This window comes from Nonomuraea sp. NBC_00507, from assembly GCF_036013525.1.
GTDB lineage: Bacteria > Actinomycetota > Actinomycetes > Streptosporangiales > Streptosporangiaceae > Nonomuraea.
In genome coordinates, this window is the sequence record NZ_CP107853.1 from 1837244 (window position 1) to 1859356 (window position 22113).

The 22113-nt window shown below is 70.6% G+C and carries 19 protein-coding genes; 4 read left to right on the forward strand and 15 right to left on the reverse strand.

Going from position 1 to position 22113, the window contains the following annotated elements; all coding sequences use genetic code 11:
• The first annotated feature begins 16 nt into the window (after window positions 1–16).
• Window positions 17–442, forward strand: coding sequence for a MarR family winged helix-turn-helix transcriptional regulator (locus tag OHA25_RS09495; protein WP_305917479.1), 426 nt, complete (start codon window positions 17–19; stop codon window positions 440–442).
• Here OHA25_RS09495 and OHA25_RS09500 read toward each other — a convergent pair.
• The 3 genes from OHA25_RS09500 to OHA25_RS09510 are packed head-to-tail and all read right to left on the reverse strand — an operon-like array spanning window position 439 to window position 7903.
• The gene (locus OHA25_RS09500) at window positions 439–5262 is read right to left on the reverse strand and encodes a DNA repair ATPase (RefSeq protein ID WP_442942089.1); all 4824 of its coding nucleotides are present in this window, start codon (window positions 5260–5262) and stop codon (window positions 439–441) included. The two genes, OHA25_RS09495 and OHA25_RS09500, sit on opposite strands and share 4 nt — an antisense overlap.
• The gene (locus OHA25_RS09505; RefSeq protein WP_327587203.1) at window positions 5259–7352 is read right to left on the reverse strand and encodes a flotillin family protein; all 2094 of its coding nucleotides are present in this window, start codon (window positions 7350–7352) and stop codon (window positions 5259–5261) included. The genes OHA25_RS09500 and OHA25_RS09505 overlap by 4 nt, the downstream gene beginning before the upstream one ends.
• Window positions 7352–7903 carry a hypothetical protein gene (locus OHA25_RS09510; RefSeq protein WP_327587204.1) on the reverse strand — a complete coding sequence of 184 codons (552 nt, stop codon included), beginning with the start codon at window positions 7901–7903 and terminating at the stop codon, window positions 7352–7354. Before OHA25_RS09510 ends, OHA25_RS09505 begins: the two co-directional genes overlap by 1 nt.
• A gap of 145 nt (window positions 7904–8048) precedes the next feature.
• Between OHA25_RS09510 and OHA25_RS09515 the strand changes: the two genes are divergently transcribed.
• Window positions 8049–8960: an NADP-dependent oxidoreductase gene (locus tag OHA25_RS09515; protein WP_327590952.1), complete on the forward strand. Its 912-nt coding sequence runs from the start codon at window positions 8049–8051 to the stop codon at window positions 8958–8960.
• Here OHA25_RS09515 and OHA25_RS09520 read toward each other — a convergent pair.
• Genes OHA25_RS09520 through OHA25_RS09530 form a run of 3 tightly spaced genes read right to left on the reverse strand, consistent with a single transcriptional unit; the run spans window position 8950 to window position 11127 of the window.
• Window positions 8950–9864, reverse strand: a complete 915-nt coding sequence (locus OHA25_RS09520; protein WP_327587205.1) for an aminoglycoside phosphotransferase family protein — start codon at window positions 9862–9864, stop codon at window positions 8950–8952. The genes OHA25_RS09515 and OHA25_RS09520 overlap by 11 nt on opposite strands.
• Window positions 9864–10742, reverse strand: coding sequence for a 1,4-dihydroxy-2-naphthoyl-CoA synthase (locus tag OHA25_RS09525; RefSeq protein ID WP_305917474.1), 879 nt, complete (start codon window positions 10740–10742; stop codon window positions 9864–9866). The genes OHA25_RS09520 and OHA25_RS09525 overlap by 1 nt, the downstream gene beginning before the upstream one ends.
• A gap of 52 nt (window positions 10743–10794) precedes the next feature.
• A complete protein-coding gene (locus OHA25_RS09530; protein WP_327587206.1) occupies window positions 10795–11127 on the reverse strand; it encodes an ArsR/SmtB family transcription factor in 333 nt (110 codons plus the stop codon).
• An 87-nt stretch (window positions 11128–11214) separates the two neighbouring features.
• Between OHA25_RS09530 and OHA25_RS09535 the strand changes: the two genes are divergently transcribed.
• On the forward strand, window positions 11215–11385 hold the full coding sequence (locus tag OHA25_RS09535) for a DUF3073 domain-containing protein (RefSeq protein ID WP_327587207.1): 171 nt from the start codon (window positions 11215–11217) through the stop codon (window positions 11383–11385).
• On the opposite strand, the gene OHA25_RS09540 is transcribed toward OHA25_RS09535, so the two are convergent.
• Entirely contained in the window at window positions 11348–12646 is a 1299-nt protein-coding gene (locus OHA25_RS09540; protein WP_327587208.1) for a cytochrome P450, read from the reverse strand. The two genes, OHA25_RS09535 and OHA25_RS09540, sit on opposite strands and share 38 nt — an antisense overlap.
• A gap of 51 nt (window positions 12647–12697) precedes the next feature.
• On the opposite strand from OHA25_RS09540, the gene OHA25_RS09545 reads away from it, so the two are divergent.
• Window positions 12698–13294 carry a TetR/AcrR family transcriptional regulator gene (locus OHA25_RS09545; protein ID WP_327587209.1) on the forward strand — a complete coding sequence of 199 codons (597 nt, stop codon included), beginning with the start codon at window positions 12698–12700 and terminating at the stop codon, window positions 13292–13294.
• Here OHA25_RS09545 and OHA25_RS09550 read toward each other — a convergent pair.
• From OHA25_RS09550 to OHA25_RS09585, 8 genes are all read right to left on the reverse strand, one after another.
• Entirely contained in the window at window positions 13291–14178 is an 888-nt protein-coding gene (locus OHA25_RS09550) for an alpha/beta fold hydrolase (protein ID WP_327587210.1), read from the reverse strand. The two genes, OHA25_RS09545 and OHA25_RS09550, sit on opposite strands and share 4 nt — an antisense overlap.
• Window positions 14179–14243: 65 nt before the next feature.
• Window positions 14244–16928: an AAA family ATPase gene (locus OHA25_RS09555; protein ID WP_327587211.1), complete on the reverse strand. Its 2685-nt coding sequence runs from the start codon at window positions 16926–16928 to the stop codon at window positions 14244–14246.
• Between the two features lie 36 nt (window positions 16929–16964).
• Complete coding sequence (locus tag OHA25_RS09560; RefSeq protein ID WP_327587212.1) at window positions 16965–18377, reverse strand: LCP family protein; 1413 nt, start codon at window positions 18375–18377, stop codon at window positions 16965–16967.
• Between the two features lie 93 nt (window positions 18378–18470).
• Window positions 18471–18731 (reverse strand): DUF6510 family protein, encoded by a 261-nt coding sequence (locus OHA25_RS09565; RefSeq protein ID WP_327587213.1) that lies wholly within the window; start codon window positions 18729–18731, stop codon window positions 18471–18473.
• Between the two features lies 1 nt (window position 18732).
• A complete protein-coding gene (locus OHA25_RS09570; protein WP_327587214.1) occupies window positions 18733–19461 on the reverse strand; it encodes a ferredoxin reductase in 729 nt (242 codons plus the stop codon).
• The gene (locus OHA25_RS09575; RefSeq protein WP_327587215.1) at window positions 19462–20061 is read right to left on the reverse strand and encodes a sulfite oxidase-like oxidoreductase; all 600 of its coding nucleotides are present in this window, start codon (window positions 20059–20061) and stop codon (window positions 19462–19464) included.
• A gap of 13 nt (window positions 20062–20074) precedes the next feature.
• Window positions 20075–20752, reverse strand: coding sequence for a response regulator transcription factor (locus tag OHA25_RS09580; protein ID WP_327587216.1), 678 nt, complete (start codon window positions 20750–20752; stop codon window positions 20075–20077).
• Complete coding sequence (locus OHA25_RS09585; RefSeq protein ID WP_327587217.1) at window positions 20749–21942, reverse strand: sensor histidine kinase; 1194 nt, start codon at window positions 21940–21942, stop codon at window positions 20749–20751. Before OHA25_RS09585 ends, OHA25_RS09580 begins: the two co-directional genes overlap by 4 nt.
• Between the last annotated feature and the right edge of the window lie 171 nt (window positions 21943–22113).

Genomic DNA, 22113 nt, shown 5'->3' on the forward strand with positions numbered 1-22113 from the left:
GTTCGAGGAGCTCGCCATGGCAGGGCGGGACAGCAGCAACGCCGCCGTGATGTACCACACTGCGATGGGCGAACGCATGGGCCTCGGCATGACTGAGGAGAAGACCCTCGACCTGCTGCAACGTCTCGGCCCGATGACGGCGGGCGAGATCGCGCAGCACACCGGGCTGGCGCCGGCGTCGGTCAGCGGCCTGATCGACCGGCTGGAGGGCAAGTGGCTGGTGCGGCGGATCCGTGACACCAAGGACCGGCGCCGGGTCATCGTCGAGATCAACCATGAGCGGCTGGCCGGCTTCGGGGAGCTGTTCGAGCCGTTCGTGGCCGCGCTCGCCGAGCTGTACGACCGCTACACGGACGACCAGCTCGAAGTCATCCTCGACTACGTCACCCGGTCGACCGCCCTGCAGCGCGAGGCCACCGCAGGGCTGGTCGATGGTGATTAGCGGTCGGCGTCCCTGATGGCCGTGCCGACCTCGCTCACCCGGTCGGCGAGCAGGCCGATCGCGCCCACCGCCCGGGCCATCGGGTCGTCGTCCGCGCCGCCGAGCGCCTTGGACCTGAGGTAGGCCCGCTTGATCTCCGCCCAGCGCTCGGCCTGGTCAGGGGTCAGGCGGCCGCGCAGCTCGGCCAGCTTCAGCAGGTTGGCCTCGGCGTCCGTGGTCAGCGTCTGCGCCTCGCCGACGTAGTGGTCGTCGATCACCGCTTCCAGCTCGGCGTCGTTCATCGCGGGCACGATGCGCTCGGCCAGCTTGTTCATGTTCCGGTACGAGCCCTGCAGCCGGTACGGCGGCTCGGTGCGGGCCGCGTCCGACTGGGCGGCCGAGGCGATGTACGCCTGGTTGTTGGCCAGCACGACCTCCTGTACGCGGACCAGCTTCGCCAGGACGCTGAGGATCTGGTCCAGCTCCGGCTTCGTGTACGGGTGCTTGAGCTGGTCCGGCTGGACCGTCGTGTCACCCTTCGCGAGGCGGACGAGCAGCTCCACATCCGCGCGGTCGCGGCCCGACAGCGGGGCCAGCACCGGGTTGGAGGTGAGGGCGTTATCCACGTAGCTCAGCGCGAACAGCTCGTCCTTGCCCGACAGGACGTCGCCCAGGTTCCACACGTCGGCCCGGTTGGCGAGCATGTCGGGGATGCGGAAGCGCCGTCCGGACTCGGTGTACGGGTTGCCCGCCATGCACACCGCGAACCGCTTTCCACGCAGGTCGTAGGTGCGGGTGCGGCCGTTCCACACACCCTCGATGCGGCGCTGGGCGTCGCAGAGCGAGATGAACTTCTGCAGGAGCTCGGGGGAGGTGTGCTGGATGTCGTCCAGGTAGAGCAGGGTGTTGTTGCCCGTTTCGAGGGCGAATGAGATCTTCTCCACCTCCTGCCTGGCCGTCGCGTCGGGGGCGTCCGCCGGGTCGAGCGAGGTCACCTCGTGGCCCAGCGCCGGGCCGTTCACCTTGACGAAGACCAGGCCGAGGCGGCTGGCCACGTACTCCATCAACGTCGTCTTGCCGTAGCCGGGGGGTGAGATGAGCAGCAGGAGGCCCATCTGGTCGGTGCGTTTGCCTGCGCCGGCCGCGCCCAGTTGCTTGGCCAGGTTGTCGCCGATCAGCGGCAGGTACACCTCATCGAGCAGGCGGTTGCGGACGAAGGCGCTCATGACCTTGGGCTTGTACTCGTCCAGGCGCAGGCGGTTTCTTTCCGCCTCGACCAGTTCGCTCCTGCTGCGCTGATAGGCGCGATAGGCGGGGACCCGGTCCTGTCGGAACTGGCGGGTCCTGGTGAGGATCTCGTCCAGCTGGATGTGGAGTTTGCGGTCCTTGATCCGGGGGTGGGTGCCCAGGAGGCCGTCCACGGTCTCGGCGGTGGCGGCGCTGGAGTCGTGGCGGGGGAGGTCGCCGCACAACTGCACGGCGATGGCCTCGGCGGTCTCCGGGCCCTGGTGGTAGGCGCTCAGCCAGGCGTGGGCCAGTTGCAGGCGTTCGGGGAGGGCAAGTGCTTTGAGGTCCTCCTCGAACTCGCGCAACTTGACCGGGCCGAGGGCGTGGCGGAAACCGTCGAGGAGGTCGCGCGCCGCCTTGCTGGTCACAAAGCCCACGGGGCTGCCGGCCAGCTCCTCGACAAGATACTCACCCGCCACCGCGACGCCGGCCGGGCTCGGTGCGTGTGGGTGGAGGCCCGCCATGAAGTCGGCGATCAACGTCCCGAGCTCGGTGGCGAGGGAGCCGAGGGTGGGGGTGATGCCGAAGACCGTGCGCGCACGGACCAGCGACACGGCCCGGGTGGTGAATGTTTTACGTGAAACCTCGTCCGCCCCGAAGGCCCAGAACAGCTGGGCCATGGCTCGCACCTCAGCCGGGTACCGCAGCAGCCCGGCCCCTTCCCGCAGCCGCATCAGCGTGTCGAGGATGGCCGTGGCGTCGTGATCGTGGACCCCGCGCTCGTATCCCTCGTCATATCGGGACTCGGCGGCCTGACGCACCAGGTCGGCCAGGGGTGCGCCCGGCGTGACGGAGTCCAGGAGCGAGGCGGCCAGGTGCTCGGCACGGTAGACGTCGGGCGTCTCCGACACCAGGAGCTGGTCCCAGAAGGGCCGGGTGTGCTCGAAGGAGGGCGGGACGGGGGAGCGGTAGTCGGTGCCCGTGATCGCGAAGTACATGGCGTTGTCGTGCGGCACCAGCGTCAGGTCGATGGGCTGGGTGTTGACGGCGAAGCGGTGACGCCCGAGCCGCAGGGTCTCGCCGCCGTCGGAGAAGAGGTCCAGGCGGTCCCGGAGGGCCCGCGCCGCCTCCTGCTGCGCCGACTTGACCCGGCCGTCCAGCTCCTCGGCCCGTACGGCATCCCCGAGTGACCGCAGCTCCCCGGCGGCCGAGCGGACCTTGGCCACCATCGGGTCGGTCGCGAAATACGTGTTGACCTCGTCCAGCGAGCCCAGCGAGCCGAGCCGGCGGGTGATGCTGCCGAGGACGCGCTCGGCCGAGGCGAAGAGCCGGTCCGCGCGCCGGGCCAGCTCGTCCAGCTGAGTCTGCTTGCGGGCAGAGAACGCCTCGTAGACGTCGTCCCGCTTGGCCGACAGCTGCGCGGCGAAGTCGTCGAACTCGCCGAAGCGGGACTCCAGGTTCTCCAGCTGGAGCATGAGCCGCCCGAGCTGCTCGTCGCACTTGTCGGGGGTGTCGGCCACCGCGAGCGCGCCGGTGATGGCCTGCCCGAGCAGGGCGAACTCGGCGGCGAACGCGGCCCGGCCCTCCGTGCCGAGCAGCTCGCGCCGCCGCCCGTCGAGCAGGGCGCGGGCCCGGTTCACGCCGCCGAGGACCTCCGCGATCCGGCCCAGGATGGACGTGCGCACGGTGGCGTCGGCGATGTCCAGCGAGCCGACGACCTCCGTGACCACCTCCAGGCCTTCCGCCTGCTCCGCCAGCCGCTCGGCGACGGGTGCGGCCTCGGCGACCGTGGCGATGGCGGCGGCATCGGCGGCGAGCTGCTCGACGGCCGCGTGGTAGGAGGTGAACGCGTCCTGCCCGGAGAGGAACGCGACCGCCCGGCGGCCGGTCGCGGTCACCTCCTCGGTCACGGAGGTGGACAGCGTGTCCAGCGCGGCGAGGTCGATGTAGCGGGTCTCGCGCAGCGTCACCAGGCGGCCCTGGGCGCGGCGGAGCGTGGCCAGCATGGTCACCCAGGCGTCGGCGGTGACCGGGCTGTCGGCCCGCGCCTGACGTACCAGCTGGGTGGTCTCCTCTGTGGCCTTGGCGAGCGTGTCGGCGGCCAGCCGCGTGAGGTGCTCGACGTTCTCGTACTCGTCGAGGACCTGTTCGGCGGTGGCGCGGACGTCGGCGAGCGGCCCGCGCAGGCCGTGCTCGCCGAGCCAGTGGTAGGAGTCGAAGGCCCGCGTGCAGGCGGCGATCAGCCCTTCGAACGTGCCGGCCGACGGCGCCATCTCCTCGACCATGCGGGTGACCGACAGGCAGTCGGAGATGCCGCGCACCAACTCGGCGTTGCCGATGCGCTCCAGCGGGCCGGTCCCGGGGGGCTGGGCGGCGGCGTAGGTGTCGGAGACGTACGGGGTCTGCCAGACCTGCATCGGGTGGACCCGGGTGGGCTCCTCGGAGGTGGCGCGGAAGACCACCATCGTGCCGTCGTCGAAGAGCGAGTACCCGTGGCAGACGATGGGGTTGGCCACCTCCTTCCTGATCACGTTGTACGGCAGCAGCAGCGAGCGCCCGTCGCCCCGGGAGTGGAAGACGTACAGCACGTCCTCGCCGTTGGGCGAGCGGACCACCCGCTCGAACTCCAGGTCCGTCACGTCCGTGTCGAACGTCTTGCTGACCCCGGTCGTCAGGTAGTAGCCGCCAGGGAAGATCAGGCCCTGGTCCTCGGGGAGTCGCTGGCAGGCCTGGCCGATGCCGTCCAGCCTGATCACGGCCTTGGTGCGGGTGTTGAAGACCAGGTGCCGCCACTCGGGCTCCTTGTACGGCCGGATCCGCATGAGGATCAGCGGCCCCACCCTGGCGTACTCGACGTCCGCGTCTGCCAGGCTCTGCAGCGCCTCGGTGACCGGCTCGGCGTAGATGCCGGCGCCGGACTCCGTGTTGTCCTCGATCTTGATGGTGAGGTCGCCGCCGACGGTCTCGACGAACACCTCCCCTTGGATCGAGACGTGGGGGTGGCGGCCGAGCACGTGGTCGTCGCGGGTGGTGACGGTCCACTCGAAGTCGTGCGATGCCGGGAAGACATGGTCCCGCTCACCCCGGTTATCCAGATATTTCGGGATCCCGTCGTTCCCGACCGTCCAGCGCAGCACCCGCAGGTCGGCCGGACCGGTCTGGAACACCGCGAGCAGCTTGCCCTCCACCCGCCTGAGCTGCTGGAGCCTGGTCTCCTTGTAGTAGCGGTAGAGCTCGGCGAAGTCCTTCTTGAACGCCGGGTCGTCCAGCGTCTCCAGCTTGTCGGCGTCGAACCTGAAGGCGTCGCCGTCCCTGGAAAACCGGTGCACCGCGAACACGTCGGCCACCGCCGTCTCGGGCTTGAGCCCGATGAAGACGTTGTAGCCGAACAACATCACGTCACCCAGGGAGACGATGTCCCTGGGGACGCAGTTGTTCTCGGTGCGGATCCGCTCCGTGCCCAGCAGGCGCAGCTCCGCGCCGCCGAAGACCTTCAGCCGCTCCGCGTTGAGCGCCTCGGCCGCCGCCGCGAGGCTCTTGGCCTGGGCCTGGAGGCGGTTCCTGAGGACCTCGTAGGTTCCCGCCTCCAGTCGAGCTTCGACCACCGTGCTCATTTCGCCCCGGCCAGCGCGGCAACCGGCGAGTCGGCCACGCCGAGGCGGCGGGCCGTCTCGAGCAGCTCGCCGAGCGCCGACGACTGCGGGCCGCCGTCCTGGATGAGCCTCATGAGCAGGGCGGACACGGTCAGGTTCTTGATGTCCTCGGTACGGACGCCGCCGATCACGTTCGCGAGGTCGGCCGCCAGGCTGGCCTGCCCGTTGACGTACGGCCCGACGAGCGCCCCGGCGACGTGCGAGTGGTCCACGAAACCGTCGACCACCTTGCCCGCGGTGATCGAGCCGACCACCTTGTCGAAGAACATCGTGTCGCCGCCGACGATGTCGATGTTGGCCTTGGCGAGCCCGGCGGCCAGCACGCTCGCCTGCGACTCGGCCACCTGCCGCGACACGTCGATGTGCTTGAGCCGGATCTCCTTGTCGGCCTCCAGGCGCAGGCGGTACTCCTCGTGGCCCCTGCCGGCGTCGTCCAGCGCCGCGATCGCGGCCGCCTTCTCGGTGAGACCCTCGGCCTCGGCCTTGAGCTTCTCGCCCACCGCGGCCGCCGCGGCCAGCGCCATCGCCTGCTCGCCCTCGGCCTGCGCCTTGAGCCGTGCGCCCTCGACCACCGCCATGGCCTTGGCGCCCTCGGCCTCGGCGGAGAGCTTCTCCTTCAGCGCCACGGCCTCGGCGCGGCCGACCTTCTCGATGGCCTCGGCGTCGCGCTCCTTGACCTGGACCTGCGCCAGGCCGGCCGCGGCGGACTCGGCCTGGACGCCCTCGGCCAGCCGGATCTTGGCCCGGGTGTCCAACTCGGCGGCCTGCTGCCTGGCCTCGGCGAGCACGAGCTCCTCGCGGGCCTTGAACTTCGAGGCCGCCTCGGCGGCCTCGGCCGCCTTGATGTCCTTGACCAGGTTCTCCTGGGCCTCGGCCTCGGCGGCGATGATGACCTGCTGGCGGGTGCGCTCGGCCTCCTCGACCACGCGCAGCCGCTTGATGGACTCCTCCTGCTCGGCCACGGTCTTGTCGACCGCGATGCGCTCGCGGATGACCTCGGCGATCGCCCGCTTCTCGGTCTCGACTTCCTTGTCCTTGGCGATGCGCGACAGCTCGGTCTCGCGCTCGCGGGCGATGACCTCCAGGACGCGGTCCTTCTCGATGCGCTCGCTCTCGATGGCGATCACGCGCTCGCGGTTCTTCTCGGCGACGGCGATCTCGCGGGCCCGGTTCTCGTTCTGGACGCCGAGCTGCTCGTCGGTCTTGATGTGCGCGGTCTGGGCACGCAGCCGCTCCTCGGCCTGCACGCGGGCGACCTCCGCCTCCTCGCGGGCCTTGACGGTCTCGATCTCGCGCTTCTGCTTCATCTCGGCGTCGGCCTGGCGGCGCTGCAGCTCGAGGATGGCCTCGCGGGCGTCCACGTTCTGCCGGGTGATCTCTTTTTCCTCGTGGCGCTGGAACTCGTTCGTCCGGACGTGCTCGATGGCCGTCAGCTCGACGATCTTGCGGATGCCCTGCGCGTCGAGGATGTTGTTCTTGTCGAGCTGGAGCAGCGCGGTCTGCTCCAAGTAGTCGATGGCGGCGTCCTCCAGGCTGTAGCCGTTGAGGTCGGTGCCGATGAGCCGGACGATCTCGTCACGGAACTCGTCGCGCTTGGTGTAGAGGTCGACGAAGTCGAGGTGCTTGCCCGCGGTCTTGAGCGCCTCGGAGAACTTGGCGTTGAACAGCGCCTGCAGCGTGCCCTCGTCACTGGCCCTGGCGGTGCCGATGGCCTGGGCGACCTTGATGACGTCCTCGGCGGTCTTGTTCACGCGGACGAAGAACGTGATCTTGATGTCGGCCCTGATGTTGTCCCGGCAGATCAGGCCCTCGCGGCCGGTGCGCTCGATCTCGATGGTCTTCACCGAGATGTCCATGATCTCGGCCTTGTGGACGACGGGCAGCACCACGGCGCCGGTGAACGTCACGTCGACCTTGTTGACCTTCGACACGATCAGCGCCTTGCCCTGTTCGACCTTGCGGAAAAGGCGGGCGATGAGGACTAGGAGGCCGATCACGATGATCAGGATGACGGCGAGGAAAACGCCGAAGCCGGTTGAGATGACGTCCATCAGAGCTCGCTTTCGTAGGGCATGACCCAGAAGAATTCGCCGTCTGCGTCGTATTCGAAGATGAGTGCTTTGTCGCCGCGGCTGAGGCGGTCCTGTCCGGTCGTGCGCACCTGCACGACCGCGGACGAGCCGTCGGCGGCGGTGACCTCGGCCTGGCCGAAGTCGTGTGTGGCCGAGCCGGTGCGGATGACGCACATCTGGCCGACGAAGTCGCCGCGCGAGTGCTTGTCCCCATCGGGGAAGAGCCTGCGCAGCGGAACCACCAGGCCACGGGTGGCGAGCCAGGCTCCACCCGCGGCGGCGAAGGGGACGGCGATCAGCAGGCCGCCGGTGACGAACTGGCTGCCGATCAGGCACAGCAGCCAGGCCAGGGCGATCAGCAGCGAGAGCGTGACGCCGGCCGGGACTCCCCCGAGGCCCAGCCAGGCGGCGTCGTCGTCCAGCTCGAAGAGGCCGGTGATGACGACCAGCCAATAACCGGCGACCACCACGAGCAGAAAACTGAAAATGACCGTCGGAAAGCTCAGCGCGGTGCTTAAGAACTCGCCCATCCCGCCTCGGTGCCCATCCCCCGTGTGATGTCCGTGTCGGACTATATCGAGATAAAGAGCGGGTAAAGGTAAAAGTTCCCGAACGGTCTGAGCACTTGACCTCAAGCATGGTTGAGGAAGCAGGCTGGGGCGCATGAGCGAAGTGATGAGGGCGGCGGCCTTCGCCGAGCCCGGTGGTCCCGAGGTACTGAAGGTGATGGAGCTCCCGGCGCCCCAGGCGGGTCCGGGGCAGGTACGCGTGCGGGTGCGCGCGGCCGGAGTGCAGCCGTTCGACGCGGCCGTACGGGCGGGCTGGTTGCCGCCTTACCTGGACGAGGTCCCCTACCCGCGCATTCCTGGCAACGAGTTCGCGGGTGTGGTCGACCAGGTGGGCGAAGGCGTGACCGGGGTGTCGGCCGGGGACGAGGTGCTGGGGTTCTCGGCGCTGTACGCCTACGCCGAGTACATCGTGGTGAACGGGGCGAACGTGGCGCCCAAGCCCGCGGGGATTCCGTGGGAGGTGGCCGGCGGGCTGACCGCGGGCGTGCAGACGGCCGAGCTGGCCCTGGACGGGCTCGGCGTCAAGGAGGGAGAGACGCTGCTCGTGCACGGCGCGGCCGGGTCCGTGGGGACGGCCGCCGTGCAGATCGCCAGGATGCGGGGCGTGCGCGTGATCGGCACCGCCCGTGAGGTGAACCACGACTACCTGCGCGACCTCGGCGCCATCCCGGTCCGGTACGGGGAGGGTCTGGCCGACCGGGTGCGGGCGCTCGCGCCGGGCGGGGTCGACGCCGCCCTGGACGGGGCGGGAGGCCATGCTTTGGAGGTCTCGTTGGAGCTGGTGTCCGACCGCGGGCGGATCGTCACCCTGGTCGAGCATGGCAAGGCGGCCGAGCTGGGGGTCAAGCTCGTTCGGGGCGAGCGTTCGGCCGAGCGGCTCGGGCGCTACGCCGCTTTGTACGCCGAGGGCCGCTTCAGGTTCCCGGTGCGGCGGGCGTACCGGCTGGAGGAGGCCGCGGACGCGCACCGGGAGATCGAGACCGGCCACGGCCAGGGGAAGGTCGTCATCACGACCTGACGCGTACGGCCTCGGCGACGGCGAGGCCGATCTCGTTGAGCTCACGCTCGCCGTCCTCGACGTCCCACAGGGCGTTCTGCAGCATCCGGCCGAGCGTCCAGCCGGCCGCCCGCTGGGGATCGAGGCCGAGCCCGTCCACCATCAGGTCGAAGCGGCGCAGCACCGCCCGGGTCACGTCGCCGGTGGCGACCACGTCGTCCCACCGGTTCCACAGGGCGGGCGCGAGGTCGAACCCCGGGTCGCCGGCCAGCGGCTTCGGGTCGATGGCCAGCCACGGCTCCCGGTCGGCCGCCAGCACGTTGTCGTAGTGCAGGTCCCAGTGCAGCAGCCGGTCGCCGGGCTCGGAGACGAGCCCGGCGACCGCGTCGGCGCACCAGCGCAACCAGCGGCGGTCCCGGTCACGGGGCAGCTTCGTGAGCGCCTCGTCCACGTCGTCGAGCATCGCCTGCGCGATGTCGCCGAGGCGGCGCATGCCCTCGGGCGCGGGGTGGGCGACGAGCCGGGCGAGCAGCTCGGTCAGGATCGTCAGCGCCTCGATGTCGTCGGGCAGGGCCGAAAGAGGGCGGTCGGCGTGCAGCCGTTCCAGCAGCAGGGTGCCGGTGCCGGGGTCGGAAGCGAGCAGCCGCACCGACCCGTCCCCGTCCCACGCACGCAGCCCCATCGCCTCGGTGGCGTTCTCGGCGGTGACCGGCTGCAGCTTCAGAGCGGCCTTGGTGCCGTCCGTGCGGAGCACCGGCAGCACCAGCGACACCACGCCGTGCCCGGGCTCGCCGTCGAGCCGCAGCTCCCATTCCTCCAGGTAGCGCTCGGCCAGCGCGGGGAGCCCGGCGGACCAGGCACGCCCGGCCTCCCCGTCGTACTTGATGTGGGATGCGGTCAGGGCCGGCGGGACCGTGATCCGCATCAGTAGTGCCAGGGGAAGGGCGACCAGTCCGGGGCGCGCTTCTCCAGGAACGAGTCGCGCCCCTCGGCCGCCTCGTCCGTCATGTACGCCAGCCGCGTCGCCTCGCCCGCGAACACCTGCTGACCCACCAGCCCGTCGTCGATCATGTTGAAGGCGAACTTCAGCATGCGCTGCGCCGTGGGCGACTTGCCGTTGATCTTGCGGGCCCACTCCAGGGCCGTGCTCTCCAGCTCCGCGTGCGGCACCACGGCGTTGACCATGCCCATGCGGTGGGCGTCGGCCGCGGTGTAGGTGTCGCCGAGGAAGAAGATCTCGCGGGCGAACTTCTGCCCGACCTGACGTGCCAGATAGGCCGAGCCGAAACCGCCGTCGAAACTGGCCACGTCGGCGTCGGTCTGCTTGAAGCGGGCGTGCTCCTCGCTGGCCAGCGTGAGGTCCGCCACGACGTGGAGGCTGTGGCCGCCGCCCGCCGCCCACCCCGGCACCACGCAGATCACCACCTTGGGCATGAAGCGGATCAGGCGCTGCACCTCCAGGATGTGCAGGCGACCGGTCGAGGCCGAGCCGTCGGCGTACTGATAGCCGTCCTTCCCCCTGATGCGCTGGTCGCCGCCCGAGCAGAACGCCCAGCCCCCGTCCTTCGGTGACGGGCCGTTGCCGGTGAGCAGCACGCAGCCGACATCGGTGGTCTGCCGGGCGTGGTCGAGCGCGCGGTAGAGCTCGTCGACGGTCTGCGGGCGGAAGGCGTTGCGCACTTCGGGGCGGTTGAAGGCGATCCGCACCGTGCCCTGGTCCACCGCACGGTGGTAGGTGATGTCGGTGAAGTCGAATCCCTCGACCACCTGCCATGCCTTGGGATCGAACAGCTCGGAGACCATGGACGAGAGCCTAATGGATCTGCCCTTCCACCTGCGGCCTGGTGTCCGTTCGCTAGGTGACCTCCGCACGCAACTCCGCGAGCAGCTCCCCTTGGTCGGCGAGCATGTCGGTGAGGATGCGGCGGGCCGCGCCGAGCAGATCCGCCAGCTCCGGTGTGGCCAGTGTGTAGACCACGGTGCTGCCCTCGCGGATCGCGCTCACGATGCCGGCCCTGCGCAGGACTCCGAGCTGCTGGGAGAGGCTCGACGGCTCGATGTCGATCTGGGCCAGTAGGTCCCTGACGGGTAGCGGCCCTTCCTGGAGTAGCTCCAACACTCTGATGCGAGCGGGGTGGCCGAGCGTTCGGAAGAAGTCGGCCTTGGCCTGATAGACCTCCACGTGCATATAGCCCAGACTAATCCAGCGGAGTTGCATAATTCTTCAAGTCACCATGTTGTTGGATAGCATGACAGCGGGGACTAGGGAGTAGCCATGGGCCGAGGAAGAGCCAAGGCGAAGCAGACGAAGGTCGCTCGCCAGCTGAAGTACACCAACCACAACATCGACTACGACCGGCTCCGGGAGGAGCTCGGTGCCGACACGCGGCACGAGGAGAGCCACCCGTCTACGGCATCCGAGCAGGAGTCCGAGCGCGCGCAATGACGCGGGTCAGCTTCGCGGGTGCGAGGGTGACGTTCTTCAGCCGCCTGGCCTCCGGCGCCTGATCGGGCGCCGAGAGCTCCAGGCGGTTCAGCACCTCGCGAATGATGACCCGCATCTCCAAAAGCGCGAGCTGCGCGCCGACGCAGAAGCGCCGGCCGCCGCCGAAGGGCATCCAGGCCCTGTTCTGGTGCCCGTCCATGAAGCGTTCCGGGCGGAACTCCTCGGGAGAGGGGAACGCTTCGGGGTCGCGGTGCACGAGCGGGATGTACGGCCCGGCGTACCAGCCGGCCGGGATCTCGTATTCGCCCAGCCGGAGCGGGACGTCGAGCAGGCGTGGCGCCTCATAGACGACGGGCCGGACGCGTAGCACCTCCTTGACCACCGCGTCGAGGTAGGGCTCGTCGTCCGGCAGCTTCCCCATGATCTCGGGCGGCATGCGCAGGAGCCGCTCGAAGGCCCAAGCCAGGCCGGTCGCGGTGGTCTCGTGGCCGGCGATCAGCATGGTGACCAGCTCGTCGCGGATCTCCTGGTCGCCCAGCTCGGTCTCGAGCAACCTGCCGAGCACATCCGTACCGCCCGGCGTCGCGCGGCGGCGGCGGATCTCGTCGAACAGGATCGTGTCCACCTCGGCCCTGAGCCGGACGAATCGCCCGGACGCCAGGAACGGCACCCGCGCCGCCAGGCCGCGCAGCCGCTCGGGCAGGGCGAGGAGCTGCATGGATCCGCCGGTCTCGATCAGCTCAGGGAGCAGTGCCCGGAGCCTGCGGACCCGTCCGGCGTCCCGGATGCCGAAGATCAGCCTGATGATGATCTCCAGCGTGATGTCCTGCATCCGCTCGCGGAGCGCGAACGGCCTGCCCAGCGGCCAGGTCGCGATCTTCTCCGCCGCGATCGCGGTGATCTCGTCGTGGTAGCCGGCGACCTGCTTGGCCCGCAGCGGCGGGTTGAGCAGCTTGCGGTGCCGCCACCAGTCGTCGCCGTCCAGCGTGAGCACCGAGTGCGCGCCGACCATGTGCTCCAGGAAGTCGCGCCGCGCCTCACCGGCGCGCCCGCCGCCCTGGTCGGTCTGGTAGACCTGCGCGGCGAGCTCCGCGGTGGTCACGTAGACCTCCGGCGGGAAGCCCGCGTAGCGCACCGTGAAGATGGGCCCGTACCTGCGGTGCAGGCTCTCCATCAGGCCGGGCGAGTCCCACATGAACCACGCGGTCTGCACCAGCGACGGAAGCTTTGGTCCCGGAGGGAGCATCTCGAACCTCCTCATGAATGTATACGTACGTCATAGACGCTCGTATACATCTGTAGCATGGATTGCGTGGCGCGAACAGAGGCCGGTGGATACCGGGAGAAGTTGCTGGCGGGCGCGGTGGCCTGCCTGCAGGAGAAGGGCTATGCCCGCACCACCGCGCGAGACCTGGTCGCCGCCTCCGGCACCAACCTGGCCTCCATCGGCTACCACTTCGGTGGCAAGGACGCGCTGCTCAACGAGGCCGTAGCCGGCGTCTTCGACCAGTGGACCGCATACGTCGAGCGGTCGTTGTTCGGCACGGAGCTGAGCAGCCCCAGAGAGATGCTGGAGCGGGCCATGGCCGCGCTGGTCGACGTGTTCGAGGAGATGCGGCCGCAGCTCGTCCTGTGCGTCGAGGGCTACCCGGCGGCGTTGCGCGAGCCCGTGCTGCGGGAAAAGCTGGCCGAGGCCTACGCCCGGACGCGGCAGGCAGGCGCCGACATGATCAGGAGGGCGGCGGCACAGCTCGGCGTCGAGCCGCCGGTGTCGCCCGAGGTGCTGGTGTCGGTGGTGGTGGCGATCACGGACGGGCTCATGCTGCAGTGGCTGCTCGACCCGGCGAGCACGCCCGACGCCCGCCAGGTCGTGGACGCGCTCGCCGCCCTCTCGGGCTTCATCGCCTAACGTTCCGTGTGCCGGACGATGGCCGTGGCCAGCTGCTCGTACGCCTGGGGCGCCAGCGTGTGCCCCATGCCGTCGATCATCAGCAGCTCCGCGCCCGGGATCCGCTCGGCGATGATCGCGCTGTGGCCGGGCTTGACCGGCTCGTGCGTGCCCTCGATGACCAGGGTCGGCGCCTGCACCTTGCCCAGTGCGTCCACCGGCTCGATGTCCGGGTTGGCCGCGTGCGCCAGACGGTGGTTGACCACGGCCGACAGGTCACGGGCCCGCTCGAGCACCCGCTCCTGCAGGCGCCGCTCCGCGTCCTCGTCGAACGGCAGCGCGGTGCCGTGTAGCACCCGTGCCTCCGCGATCATGCGCTCCACTTGCTCGCGCCGGTCCGCAGGCGGTGGCGCAATGATCATCTTCGTGAAGTACTCCACGAACTCCGGCCTGGGCGGCGGCAGGCTGCCCTCCGGCTGCGGCTGCCCGGTGAGCGCCCGCAGGAGCACCTCGCCCTCGCGCCCGCCCAGCGGCGAGGAGCCGATCACGGTGAGCGTGCGCACCCGTTCCGGTTGCTCGACGGCGATCAGCTGGCCGAGCAGCCCGCCCGCCGAGTGGCAGACGAGGTGCGCGCTGTCCAGCCCGTAGGCGTCCATCACACGGAGCACGTCGTCCCTGATGTCCAGCCACGTGTACGGCTGCTGCTCGAAGTCGAAGGTGGCCGACTTGCCGGTGTCGCGGTGGTCGTACCTGATGACTCGGCGCCCGGCCGCGGCCAGCCGCCCGACGAACTCGTCCGGCCACAGGATCCCCTGCGTCATCGACCCCATCACCAGCAGGATCGGCGGGTGCGTGGCGTCCCCGAACTCTTCGGTCCAGAGTTCCACGCCGTCAATGTTGATCATGTTCGTTTGCATGGCTCAAGCTTGCCCCGGACGATTACGGAGGCCTTCAGTAGTCCTACTGGCCTTCACAGCAGGCGGGCGAGTTCAGTACGGGTCGTGATCCCGAGCTTGGGATAGATCTTGTAGAGGTGGTACTCGACGGTGCGAGGGCTGAGGAACAGCCTGGCCGCGACCTCCTTGCTGGAGGCCCCCTCCGCTACCAGCAGGGCGATCCGCAGCTCCTGCGGGGTCAGCGCGGCCGCGGCGTCGCTCTCCGGCCGGCCCGCGGCCTCGCCCGCCGCTCGCAGCTCGCCCTGCGCCCGCCGGGCCCACGGTGCCGCGCCCAGCCGCTCGAACGTCTCCCACGCCGCGCGAAGGTGGTGCCGCGCCTGGCCGGGCTGCTGCGCGCGGCGCAGGTGCTCGCCGTAGAGCAGCGCGGTGCGCGCCTGCTCGAACGGCTCACCGTGGCGGCGCAGGGCCTCCTCGAACAGGCCGCTCTCGCCGCCGAGCAGGGCACGGCAGCGGGCCAGCAGCGCCAGCGACTCGTCCGTGGTGGCGTGCGCCGCCCATCTCTCATACGCGGCCAGCGCCTCACGGGCCGCCTCGTGCTCGCCGGCCGCCACGGCGGCTTCCACCCGGTCGGGCGTCGAGCGCCAGACCACCGTCGGGTGACCGGCTCCGGGGCCGGCCGTGGTGATCGCCGTGAACCGGGCGTGCGCCGCCGCGTACCGGCCCAGGCCCAGGTCCAGCATCGCCAGCGCGTACGCGGCCACGCCCGCGCGCAGGCCGATGCGGTGCGGGATCGCGATGGCCAGCGCCTCCTCGGCCTGGCGGCGGCACTGCTCCTCCTCGCCCCGCAAGGCCGACACCACGGCCAGGTTCGCCAGGTGGGCGGCGACGGAATTGGTGTACCCCGCCTCGCGTGCCAGCTCCAGGCCCTCCTCAGCGATGGCCGCACTCTCGGCGAGCCTGCCCTTGAACCGCTCGCCCGTCGAGACGAACTCCAGCACGACCGGCAGTTGCCCGACCATCCCCGACACCCTGGCGGCTCGCCCGGCCCGCTCGACGAGCTCCGCGGACACGTCGGCCTCTCCGAGGTAGCTGGCCGCCGCCGACGCCCACAGCAGCTCTGCCGCCCCGGTCAGCTCGCCGGCCCGGGCCAGCGCGCCGCGCAACAGCTCCGCGCCGGTGCCGTCCTCCAGCATGGCGCCGATCCCGGTCACCACGTCCCGCAGGAAGCCGGTCGGATGTGCCCTGGCCCGCCGTCCCAGCTCCACGATGGCCCGTACGTCGCCCACGTAACTCGCGGCCTCGCTGGCGTCCGCCAGCATGGCGATGCTCGCGCCCGACGCCAGGATCCGCACCGCCTCCGCGGCGTCGCCGGAGTTCAGCTCGAAGCGTCCGCGCAACTGCGCGAGCTCCTCCAGCAGCCGGCCATGCTCCACGGGCCCATGGCTTTCGGCGAGTTCGCGGGCCTCGGCGAGGTGGGTTTGGGCCTGTCCGGGGCGGCCGCCCAGCCAGGCGGCGGTGGCGGCGTCCTTGAGGCGTTCCGCCCTCAGGAGCGGGTCGGGGGTGAGCTCGGCCGATCGGGCGAGGGCCGTCGCGGCGTCGCCGTACCCGCCCCTGGCCCGTGCCCGCTCGGCGGATGCCGCCAGCTCGGCGGCGACGTTCTCGTCCCTGCCGACCGTCGCGGCGGCCAGGTGCAGGGCGCGCCGGTCGTCGTCCACCAGCGCGGCCAGGGCGGCGTGCGCGGCGCGGAGCTGTACAGAGGTGGCGGCGGCATACACGGCCGACCTGATGAGCGGATGCCGGAACCTGATCATTCCATCGGACACCGTCACCAACCCAGCCACCTCCACCTCGTGCAGCACCCCGTCGGCTCCCGGCTCGCCCGGGCTGTCCGGCCAGGAGCCGGCGAGGTGGGCGGCGGCACGCAAGACCATGGCGAGCTCGCTCTCCACGGACGCCAGCAACAGGAGGCGGCGGGCCGGCGTGGACAGCCGGGCCACCTGCTCACCGAACAACTGCTCCCCGCCCGGCAGCGGATCCGGCAACGGCGCACGCCCGGCGAGCTGCTCGGGCGACAGCGACGCGGCGATCTCGCGGAGCACGAGCGGGTTGCCACCGGTCAGGGCCGCCAGCCTGGTCCTGACCTCGGGCGCGACGGTGACGGCGGCGGCGAGGAGCCGCCCGGAGCTCTCCTCGTCCAGCCCGCCGACCCGCAGCTCGGGCACGCCCTTCAGCACGGCGTCCCCGCGTACGGCCAGGAGCATCGCGACGCCCTCGGTCCGCAGCCGCCTCGCCGCGAACAGCAGCGCGTCCGCCGAAGCTCGATCGAACCACTGCACGTCGTCGACCAGGCACAGCAGCCCGCCCGGCGCCGCGGCCTCGGCCAGGAGCGACAGCACACCCGCCGACACCAGGAATCGGTCCCCGGCAGGAGCGGCGGCCAGACCCAGCGCACCGGAGAGCGCGTCGCGCTGCGGCCCAGGGAGCTCGTCCAGCAATCCGGTCACCGGATGCAGCAGTTGGTGCAGCGCGGCGAAGGCCAGGTCGGACTCCGACTCGATCCCGCTGGCCCGCAACACCCGCATCGGGCCGGCATTCCCATGACCGCGCTGGTGCGCGGCAAGAGAGGCGGCCAGGTCCAGGAGGGCGGACTTGCCGATCCCCGCCTCGCCGCGGAGCGCCAGCGCGCGCCCCTCGCCGGCGCGGGCCGACGCGAGCAGGGCCTCGATGGCGGCGACTTCCGCAACTCTGCCGTACAACACGAAAGGTGACTGTATAGGGAGACGTACGGGACGCCGTCAGGCGGCGCAGGAGTCGTGGGTGGCGTCGAAGCCCTTGATCGACTCGGTGTCGTCGGCGCGCAGCGGTTTCAGGCCCTTCCAGTCGTCGCCGATCACGAGCACCAGCCGGCTCGTGTTCGCGGCGGCGACCCGCCTGAGGGCGGCGGGGCCGAGGAGGTCGTTCGTGAGTGTGGGCACACGGGTCTCGCCGTTGGGCCCGTAGAGGATCATGGTCTTCTGCTGCGGCTTGCGGGCCGAGTCGCCGATCTTCGTGATGTGGTAGCCGCGCTGCTCCAGCGAGGCCGCCACTTGGGTGCCCAGCCCGCTCCGCCAGGTGCCGTTGCGGAGCTCGATCTGGATCTTGGAACGGCTCACCTTGGCCTGGCCGCCCTTGACGCCTTCGACGCTCTGGTCCCTGGCCACGATCCGGAAGAGCCGCTCCGCCTGCGGCTGCACCCACTCGACCCGGCCGGGCTGGCTGAGTGAGTAGTGCCACGGCGTGGTGATGAAGCGGATCTTCCCGGCGTCCAGGCCCTGAAGGCTGGTGGCCAGGTCCTTCATGACGCCCGCGGACAGGCCGCGGTCGGTGGTCACCGCCTTCGTGGCGGCGTCGAGGACGGCCAGGAGCTTGGCCGGGTCGGTGAGCGTCTCGCCGCTCATCGCCTTCTTGACCATCGAGGCGATGAACATCTGCTGCCGCTGGATCCGCCCGATGTCGGAGCCGTCGCCCAGGCTGTAACGGGCGCGTACGTAGCCCAGCGCCTGCTCGCCGTTGAGCGTCTGCCGCCCGGCGGGCAGGTGCAGCAGCGCCTTCGTGTCGTCCACACGCTGCGGCAGGCAGACCTCCACGCCGCCCACGGCGTTCACCATGCTCTTGAAGCCGGTGAAGTCCACCTTGACGAAGTGGTCGATGTGGATATGGGTCAGCGTCTCGATCGTCTTCCAGGTGCAGGCGATGCCGCCGTAGTTGAACGACTCGTTGATCATGCCGAGGTGCGGCCGCTGCCCGGGGTGGCCGCCGGCGGCTCGGCAGGCCGGCAACTGGACCAGCGAGTCGCGCGGGAAGCTGATCACCATCGCGTTGTCGCGCTGCGACGAGACATGCACCAGCATGATCGTGTCGGTGCGCTCGCCCGTGATGTGGCTGCCGTACTTGGCGTTCTTGCCGGTGCGCTGGTCGGAGCCGACGACCAGGATGTTCATCGCGGTGCCCGCGACCTTGGGCGGGCGGGTCGCGCCGAGATCCTCGGCGGTGACGTCTTCGTGCTTGATGTTGCCGTTGAGCTTGACGAGGATGCCCACCGCGACGCCCCCGACCAGGAGGACGACGGTCACCGCGACCGCGATCACCCAGCGCAGCCAGGGCCGCTTGCGGCGTCGTGGCGGCGCGCCAGGATCGGAGGGTGGCGCGTCGACAAGCCCGCCGCTCACGTGACTCCCCATGGGACAGGGCCGAAGGGCCGCCGCCCCTGGCCAAGAGCCTCGCCGTAACTGATCTCGGCCGTGGAACGTGCCTGAGTGTACTCAGTCAGGCACGGCCATGCGGAGTGACACGGCGCCGCGCAGGTCCAGCCACGCCGTGCCGGGGCCGCGTACCAGCCTCAGCACCACCTCCTCGCAGCCCGGGCAGCGGGCGACCAAGCCGGGCTCGGGGCCGTACACGTGGAGCGCGGCGAGGGGGCCCGTCAGTCCGCAACTCGCGCAGCGGCCGGTGGCGGTGGTGACGTCCACGGCGAAGATCTCGCCGAGCGGCCCGCCCAGGGCATTGCCATCCAAGTGAGTCATGTCAGTCTCCGGTCGGGCCGAATCGTTCGGTTCTGATCCGCTCAGGCGCGTGCCCGAGCGTCAGCAGCAGGTCGGCGGCCGCTTCCACGAAGCCGGTCGATCCGCACACGTAGCAGTCCGGCGCGAAGTCGGCCGGCCAGCCGCCCTCGGCCAGGTCGGCCAGCGTGATCCGCCCGGCCGGACGGGCCGCGCCGGGCGGTGCGGCCCTGGTGTAGACGTAGGTGATGTCCAGGCCGGGCTCTGGCCGGCGCAGCTCGGCGGCGTAGTAGCGGCGGTCCTGGTCGCGGAGCGAGTAGAGGAGGCGGAACGGCACGCGGCTGCCGGCCTGCCGGCGCGCCCGGATCATCGCCATCAACGGCACGACCCCGGACCCGCCGCCGACCAGCATCACCGGAGCCTCGTTCTCGGGCCGCCAGACGAACCAGCCGCCCACCGGGCCGCGGATCTCGATCTGGTCGCCGGGCTCGATCACCTCGGTCAGGTAGGGCGAGACCTCGCCGTCGGGCACGGCTTCCACGGTCAGCTCGATGCGGTCGCCGTCGGCGGGGGCGGCCAGCGAATAGCTGCGTTGCGTGGTGTAGCCGTCCTCGGCCGTCAGCCGCACGTCCACGTGCTGCCCCGCCACGTGTCCTGGCCAGCCGGGCACGTCGAACACCAGTGAGCGGGCGGTGGCGGTCTCGTCGCGGACCTCGTGCAGGCGGGCGGCCTGCCAGGTCAGGCGGCGGCGCACCTAGTCGCCCTCGTAGCGCTGCTCGCGCCACGGGTCGCCGTAGTTGTGGTAGCCGGCGGTCTCCCAGAAGCCGGGCCAGTCCTCGTTGAGCAGCCGGATGCCGCGTACCCACTTGGCGGACTTCCAGAAGTACAGGTGCGGCACGATCAGCCGGGCCGGGCCGCCGTGCTGTGGCGCCAGCTCCTCGCCGTCGAAGCGGTGCACGATCCACGCCTTGCCGTCGAGCAGGTCTTCGAGGGGCAGGTTGGTGGTGTAGCCGCCGTAGGAGTAGACCAGCGCGTATTCGGCGGTGGTCTCGACGTCCTCGAAGAACACGTCGAGGGAGACGCCCTCCCAGCTGGTGCCGAGTTTGGTCCACTTGGTGACGCAGTGGATGTCGACCGTCGGCGTCTGCATGGGCAGGGCCATGAACTCCTGCCACGACCAGCGGTGGGTCTGCTCGGCCTCGGTGTCGATGGCGAACTCCCACCGGTCGAGCGGGACCCGCGGCGTCGGCCCGGCCGACAACACCGGGAAGTCCTCGACCAGGTATTGGCCGGGCGGCAGCCGGTCGCCGCCCTCTCTGCGCCTTCCGCTGAAGCCCCGCGAAACGATGCCCACGACGCGCCCCCTCCTAGTGATCCCGATCTATTCCACCACGCCTCGGGGTGACAAGCCCGGATTCATAGGCGAACACGACGAGTTGTGCCCGATCGCGCGCCCGCAGCTTGGTCATCGCCCTGCTGACATGCGTCTTCGCGGTGGTCGGGCTGATCACCATGTGGGCGGCGATCTCATCGTTGGACAGGCCGCGGGCCACCAGTGCGGTGACCTCGCGCTCGCGGTTGGTGAGCACGTCCAGGCCCTCGGGCGCGGGCTCGGGGCGGCGGGCGACGTATTCGCCGATCAGGCGGCGGGTGATCGCGGGGGAGAGCAGCGCGTCGCCGCGGGCCGCTACCCGGACCCCTTGCAGCAGGTCGGCGGGCTCGGTGTCCTTGACCAGGAACCCGCAGGCCCCGGCGCGCAGCGCGTTGAAGACGTACTCGTCGAGACCGAAGTTGGTGAGGATCACGACGTGGACGCCGCTCAGCCGTTCGTCGGCGGCGATCCGCCGGGTCGCCTCGATGCCGTCCATCACCGGCATCTGGATGTCGAGGAGGGCCACGTCGGGCAGGTGCTCCAGGGCGAGCGCGATGGCCTGCTCACCGTTCGGGGCCTCGGCCACCACCTCGATGTCGTCCTCGGACTCCAGCAGGGCGCGGAAGCTGCCGCGGATGAGCGCCTGGTCGTCCACGATGAGGACGCGGATCACGATGTCCCTTCCAACGGAAGCGTCTCTTTCGACCGCGACGTTTCCGGCAACGGCTCCTTGAGAGGAAGCTCGGCGCGTACGGTGAAGCCCCCTTCGGGGCGTGGCTCGGCACGCAGCCGGCCGCCGAGGGCCGTGACGCGCTCACGCATGCCGAGCAGGCCCACGCCGGGCACGGGCGGCGCGTCGCTGGTGGCCGTCCCGTCGTCGTCCACCTGCACGATCAGCTCCTCGCCCGCGTAGTCCACGCGGACCGCCGCCGTGGCTCCGCCCGCGTGCCTGGAGACGTTGGTGAGGGCCTCCTGAACGATCCGGTACGCGGCCCGGTCCACCTCAGCAGGCAGCTCGCGGCGCGCGCCGGAGATCGTCACCGTGGCCGCCAGGCCTGTCGAACGGGCTCGCTCCACGAGATCATCGAGCCGATCGAGCCCGCTGGAGTGCACCTCGGCGTCGGCGGAGCCGCTGGAGTCGCGCAGCACCTCCAGCGTGGCGCGTAGCTCCCGCATGGCGTCGCTGCTGGCCTCCTGGATCGCCAGCAGCGCCGCGGGCACGTCCTCGCCGCGCTTGCGTGCCAGGTGGACGGCCACCCCGGCCTGGACCTTGATGATCGAGATGCTGTGGGTGAGCGAGTCGTGCAGCTCCCTGGCGATGCGTAGCCGCTCCTCGCCGGCGCGGCGCCTGGCCATCTCCTCGCGGGTGCGCTCGGCCTCGGCGGCCCGCTGTTCGGCCTGTTCAAGGTACGCCTGCCGGTGCCGGTTCACCGTCGCCGTCACGCCGGCCGTGAGGAACCAGCCTACGAGCAGTGTGGTGGTCTGGAGATTCTGCCCGGACCAGTCAGCGTTGGGGAGGTTCACCGCCAGGCTGCCGGCCAGGAACACCACGCTCGCCAGCGTCGCGGGCAACCGGTGGCCGGCCCTGACCGCGGCGAACACCGATATCAGCACGGGAAAGGCGGACGGCGGACCAGGCTGGGCGTGCGCCGCGAAGACGAGCATGCAGGCCGTGCTGACGGCCAGAGGCACCAGGGGAGCCCGGCGCCAGGCGACGAGGGAGAGCGACCCGGTGATGACGGCCGCGAAGTCGAGCGCTCCCACGCCCGGCGTGTCTGCCACGGTGACCGACAGCGCGGCGGCCACCACCACGGCGAGCAGGACGTCCTTGACGAGCGGCGGCCACCGGTCCAGATAGCTCATCTCTGCAGATTAGGGTCTTTGCCCGCGATGATCCTCCCTTGGCAGGCGTATTCCGTCACTACTCCCCGCGAAGTAGTCCCGTAGATCGTGATCCGGAGGTCGTACGGGCAGAAGCATCCCCTCGCACGACGACCGCTGACCGGCCGGAATACCACCATGTGCGGATATGGA

What these genes read in the sequence shown, in the direction of transcription:
- OHA25_RS09535 (WP_327587207.1), top strand. Translation starts at nt 11,215, where the DNA reads ATGGGCCGAGGAAGAGCCAAGGCGAAGCAGACGAAGGTCGCTCGCCAG.
- OHA25_RS09550 (WP_327587210.1), bottom strand. Translation starts at nt 14,178, where the DNA reads ATGATCAACATTGACGGCGTGGAACTCTGGACCGAAGAGTTCGGGGAC.
- OHA25_RS09540 (WP_327587208.1), bottom strand. Translation starts at nt 12,646, where the DNA reads ATGAGGAGGTTCGAGATGCTCCCTCCGGGACCAAAGCTTCCGTCGCTG.
- OHA25_RS09530 (WP_327587206.1), bottom strand. Translation starts at nt 11,127, where the DNA reads ATGCACGTGGAGGTCTATCAGGCCAAGGCCGACTTCTTCCGAACGCTC.
- OHA25_RS09510 (WP_327587204.1), bottom strand. Translation starts at nt 7,903, where the DNA reads ATGGGCGAGTTCTTAAGCACCGCGCTGAGCTTTCCGACGGTCATTTTC.
- OHA25_RS09520 (WP_327587205.1), bottom strand. Translation starts at nt 9,864, where the DNA reads ATGCGGATCACGGTCCCGCCGGCCCTGACCGCATCCCACATCAAGTAC.
- OHA25_RS09500 (WP_442942089.1), bottom strand. Translation starts at nt 5,262, where the DNA reads ATGAGCACGGTGGTCGAAGCTCGACTGGAGGCGGGAACCTACGAGGTC.
- OHA25_RS09505 (WP_327587203.1), bottom strand. Translation starts at nt 7,352, where the DNA reads ATGGACGTCATCTCAACCGGCTTCGGCGTTTTCCTCGCCGTCATCCTG.
- OHA25_RS09515 (WP_327590952.1), top strand. Translation starts at nt 8,049, where the DNA reads ATGAGGGCGGCGGCCTTCGCCGAGCCCGGTGGTCCCGAGGTACTGAAG.
- OHA25_RS09525 (WP_305917474.1), bottom strand. Translation starts at nt 10,742, where the DNA reads ATGGTCTCCGAGCTGTTCGATCCCAAGGCATGGCAGGTGGTCGAGGGA.
- OHA25_RS09565 (WP_327587213.1), bottom strand. Translation starts at nt 18,731, where the DNA reads ATGACTCACTTGGATGGCAATGCCCTGGGCGGGCCGCTCGGCGAGATC.
- OHA25_RS09495 (WP_305917479.1), top strand. Translation starts at nt 17, where the DNA reads ATGGCAGGGCGGGACAGCAGCAACGCCGCCGTGATGTACCACACTGCG.
- OHA25_RS09585 (WP_327587217.1), bottom strand. Translation starts at nt 21,942, where the DNA reads ATGAGCTATCTGGACCGGTGGCCGCCGCTCGTCAAGGACGTCCTGCTC.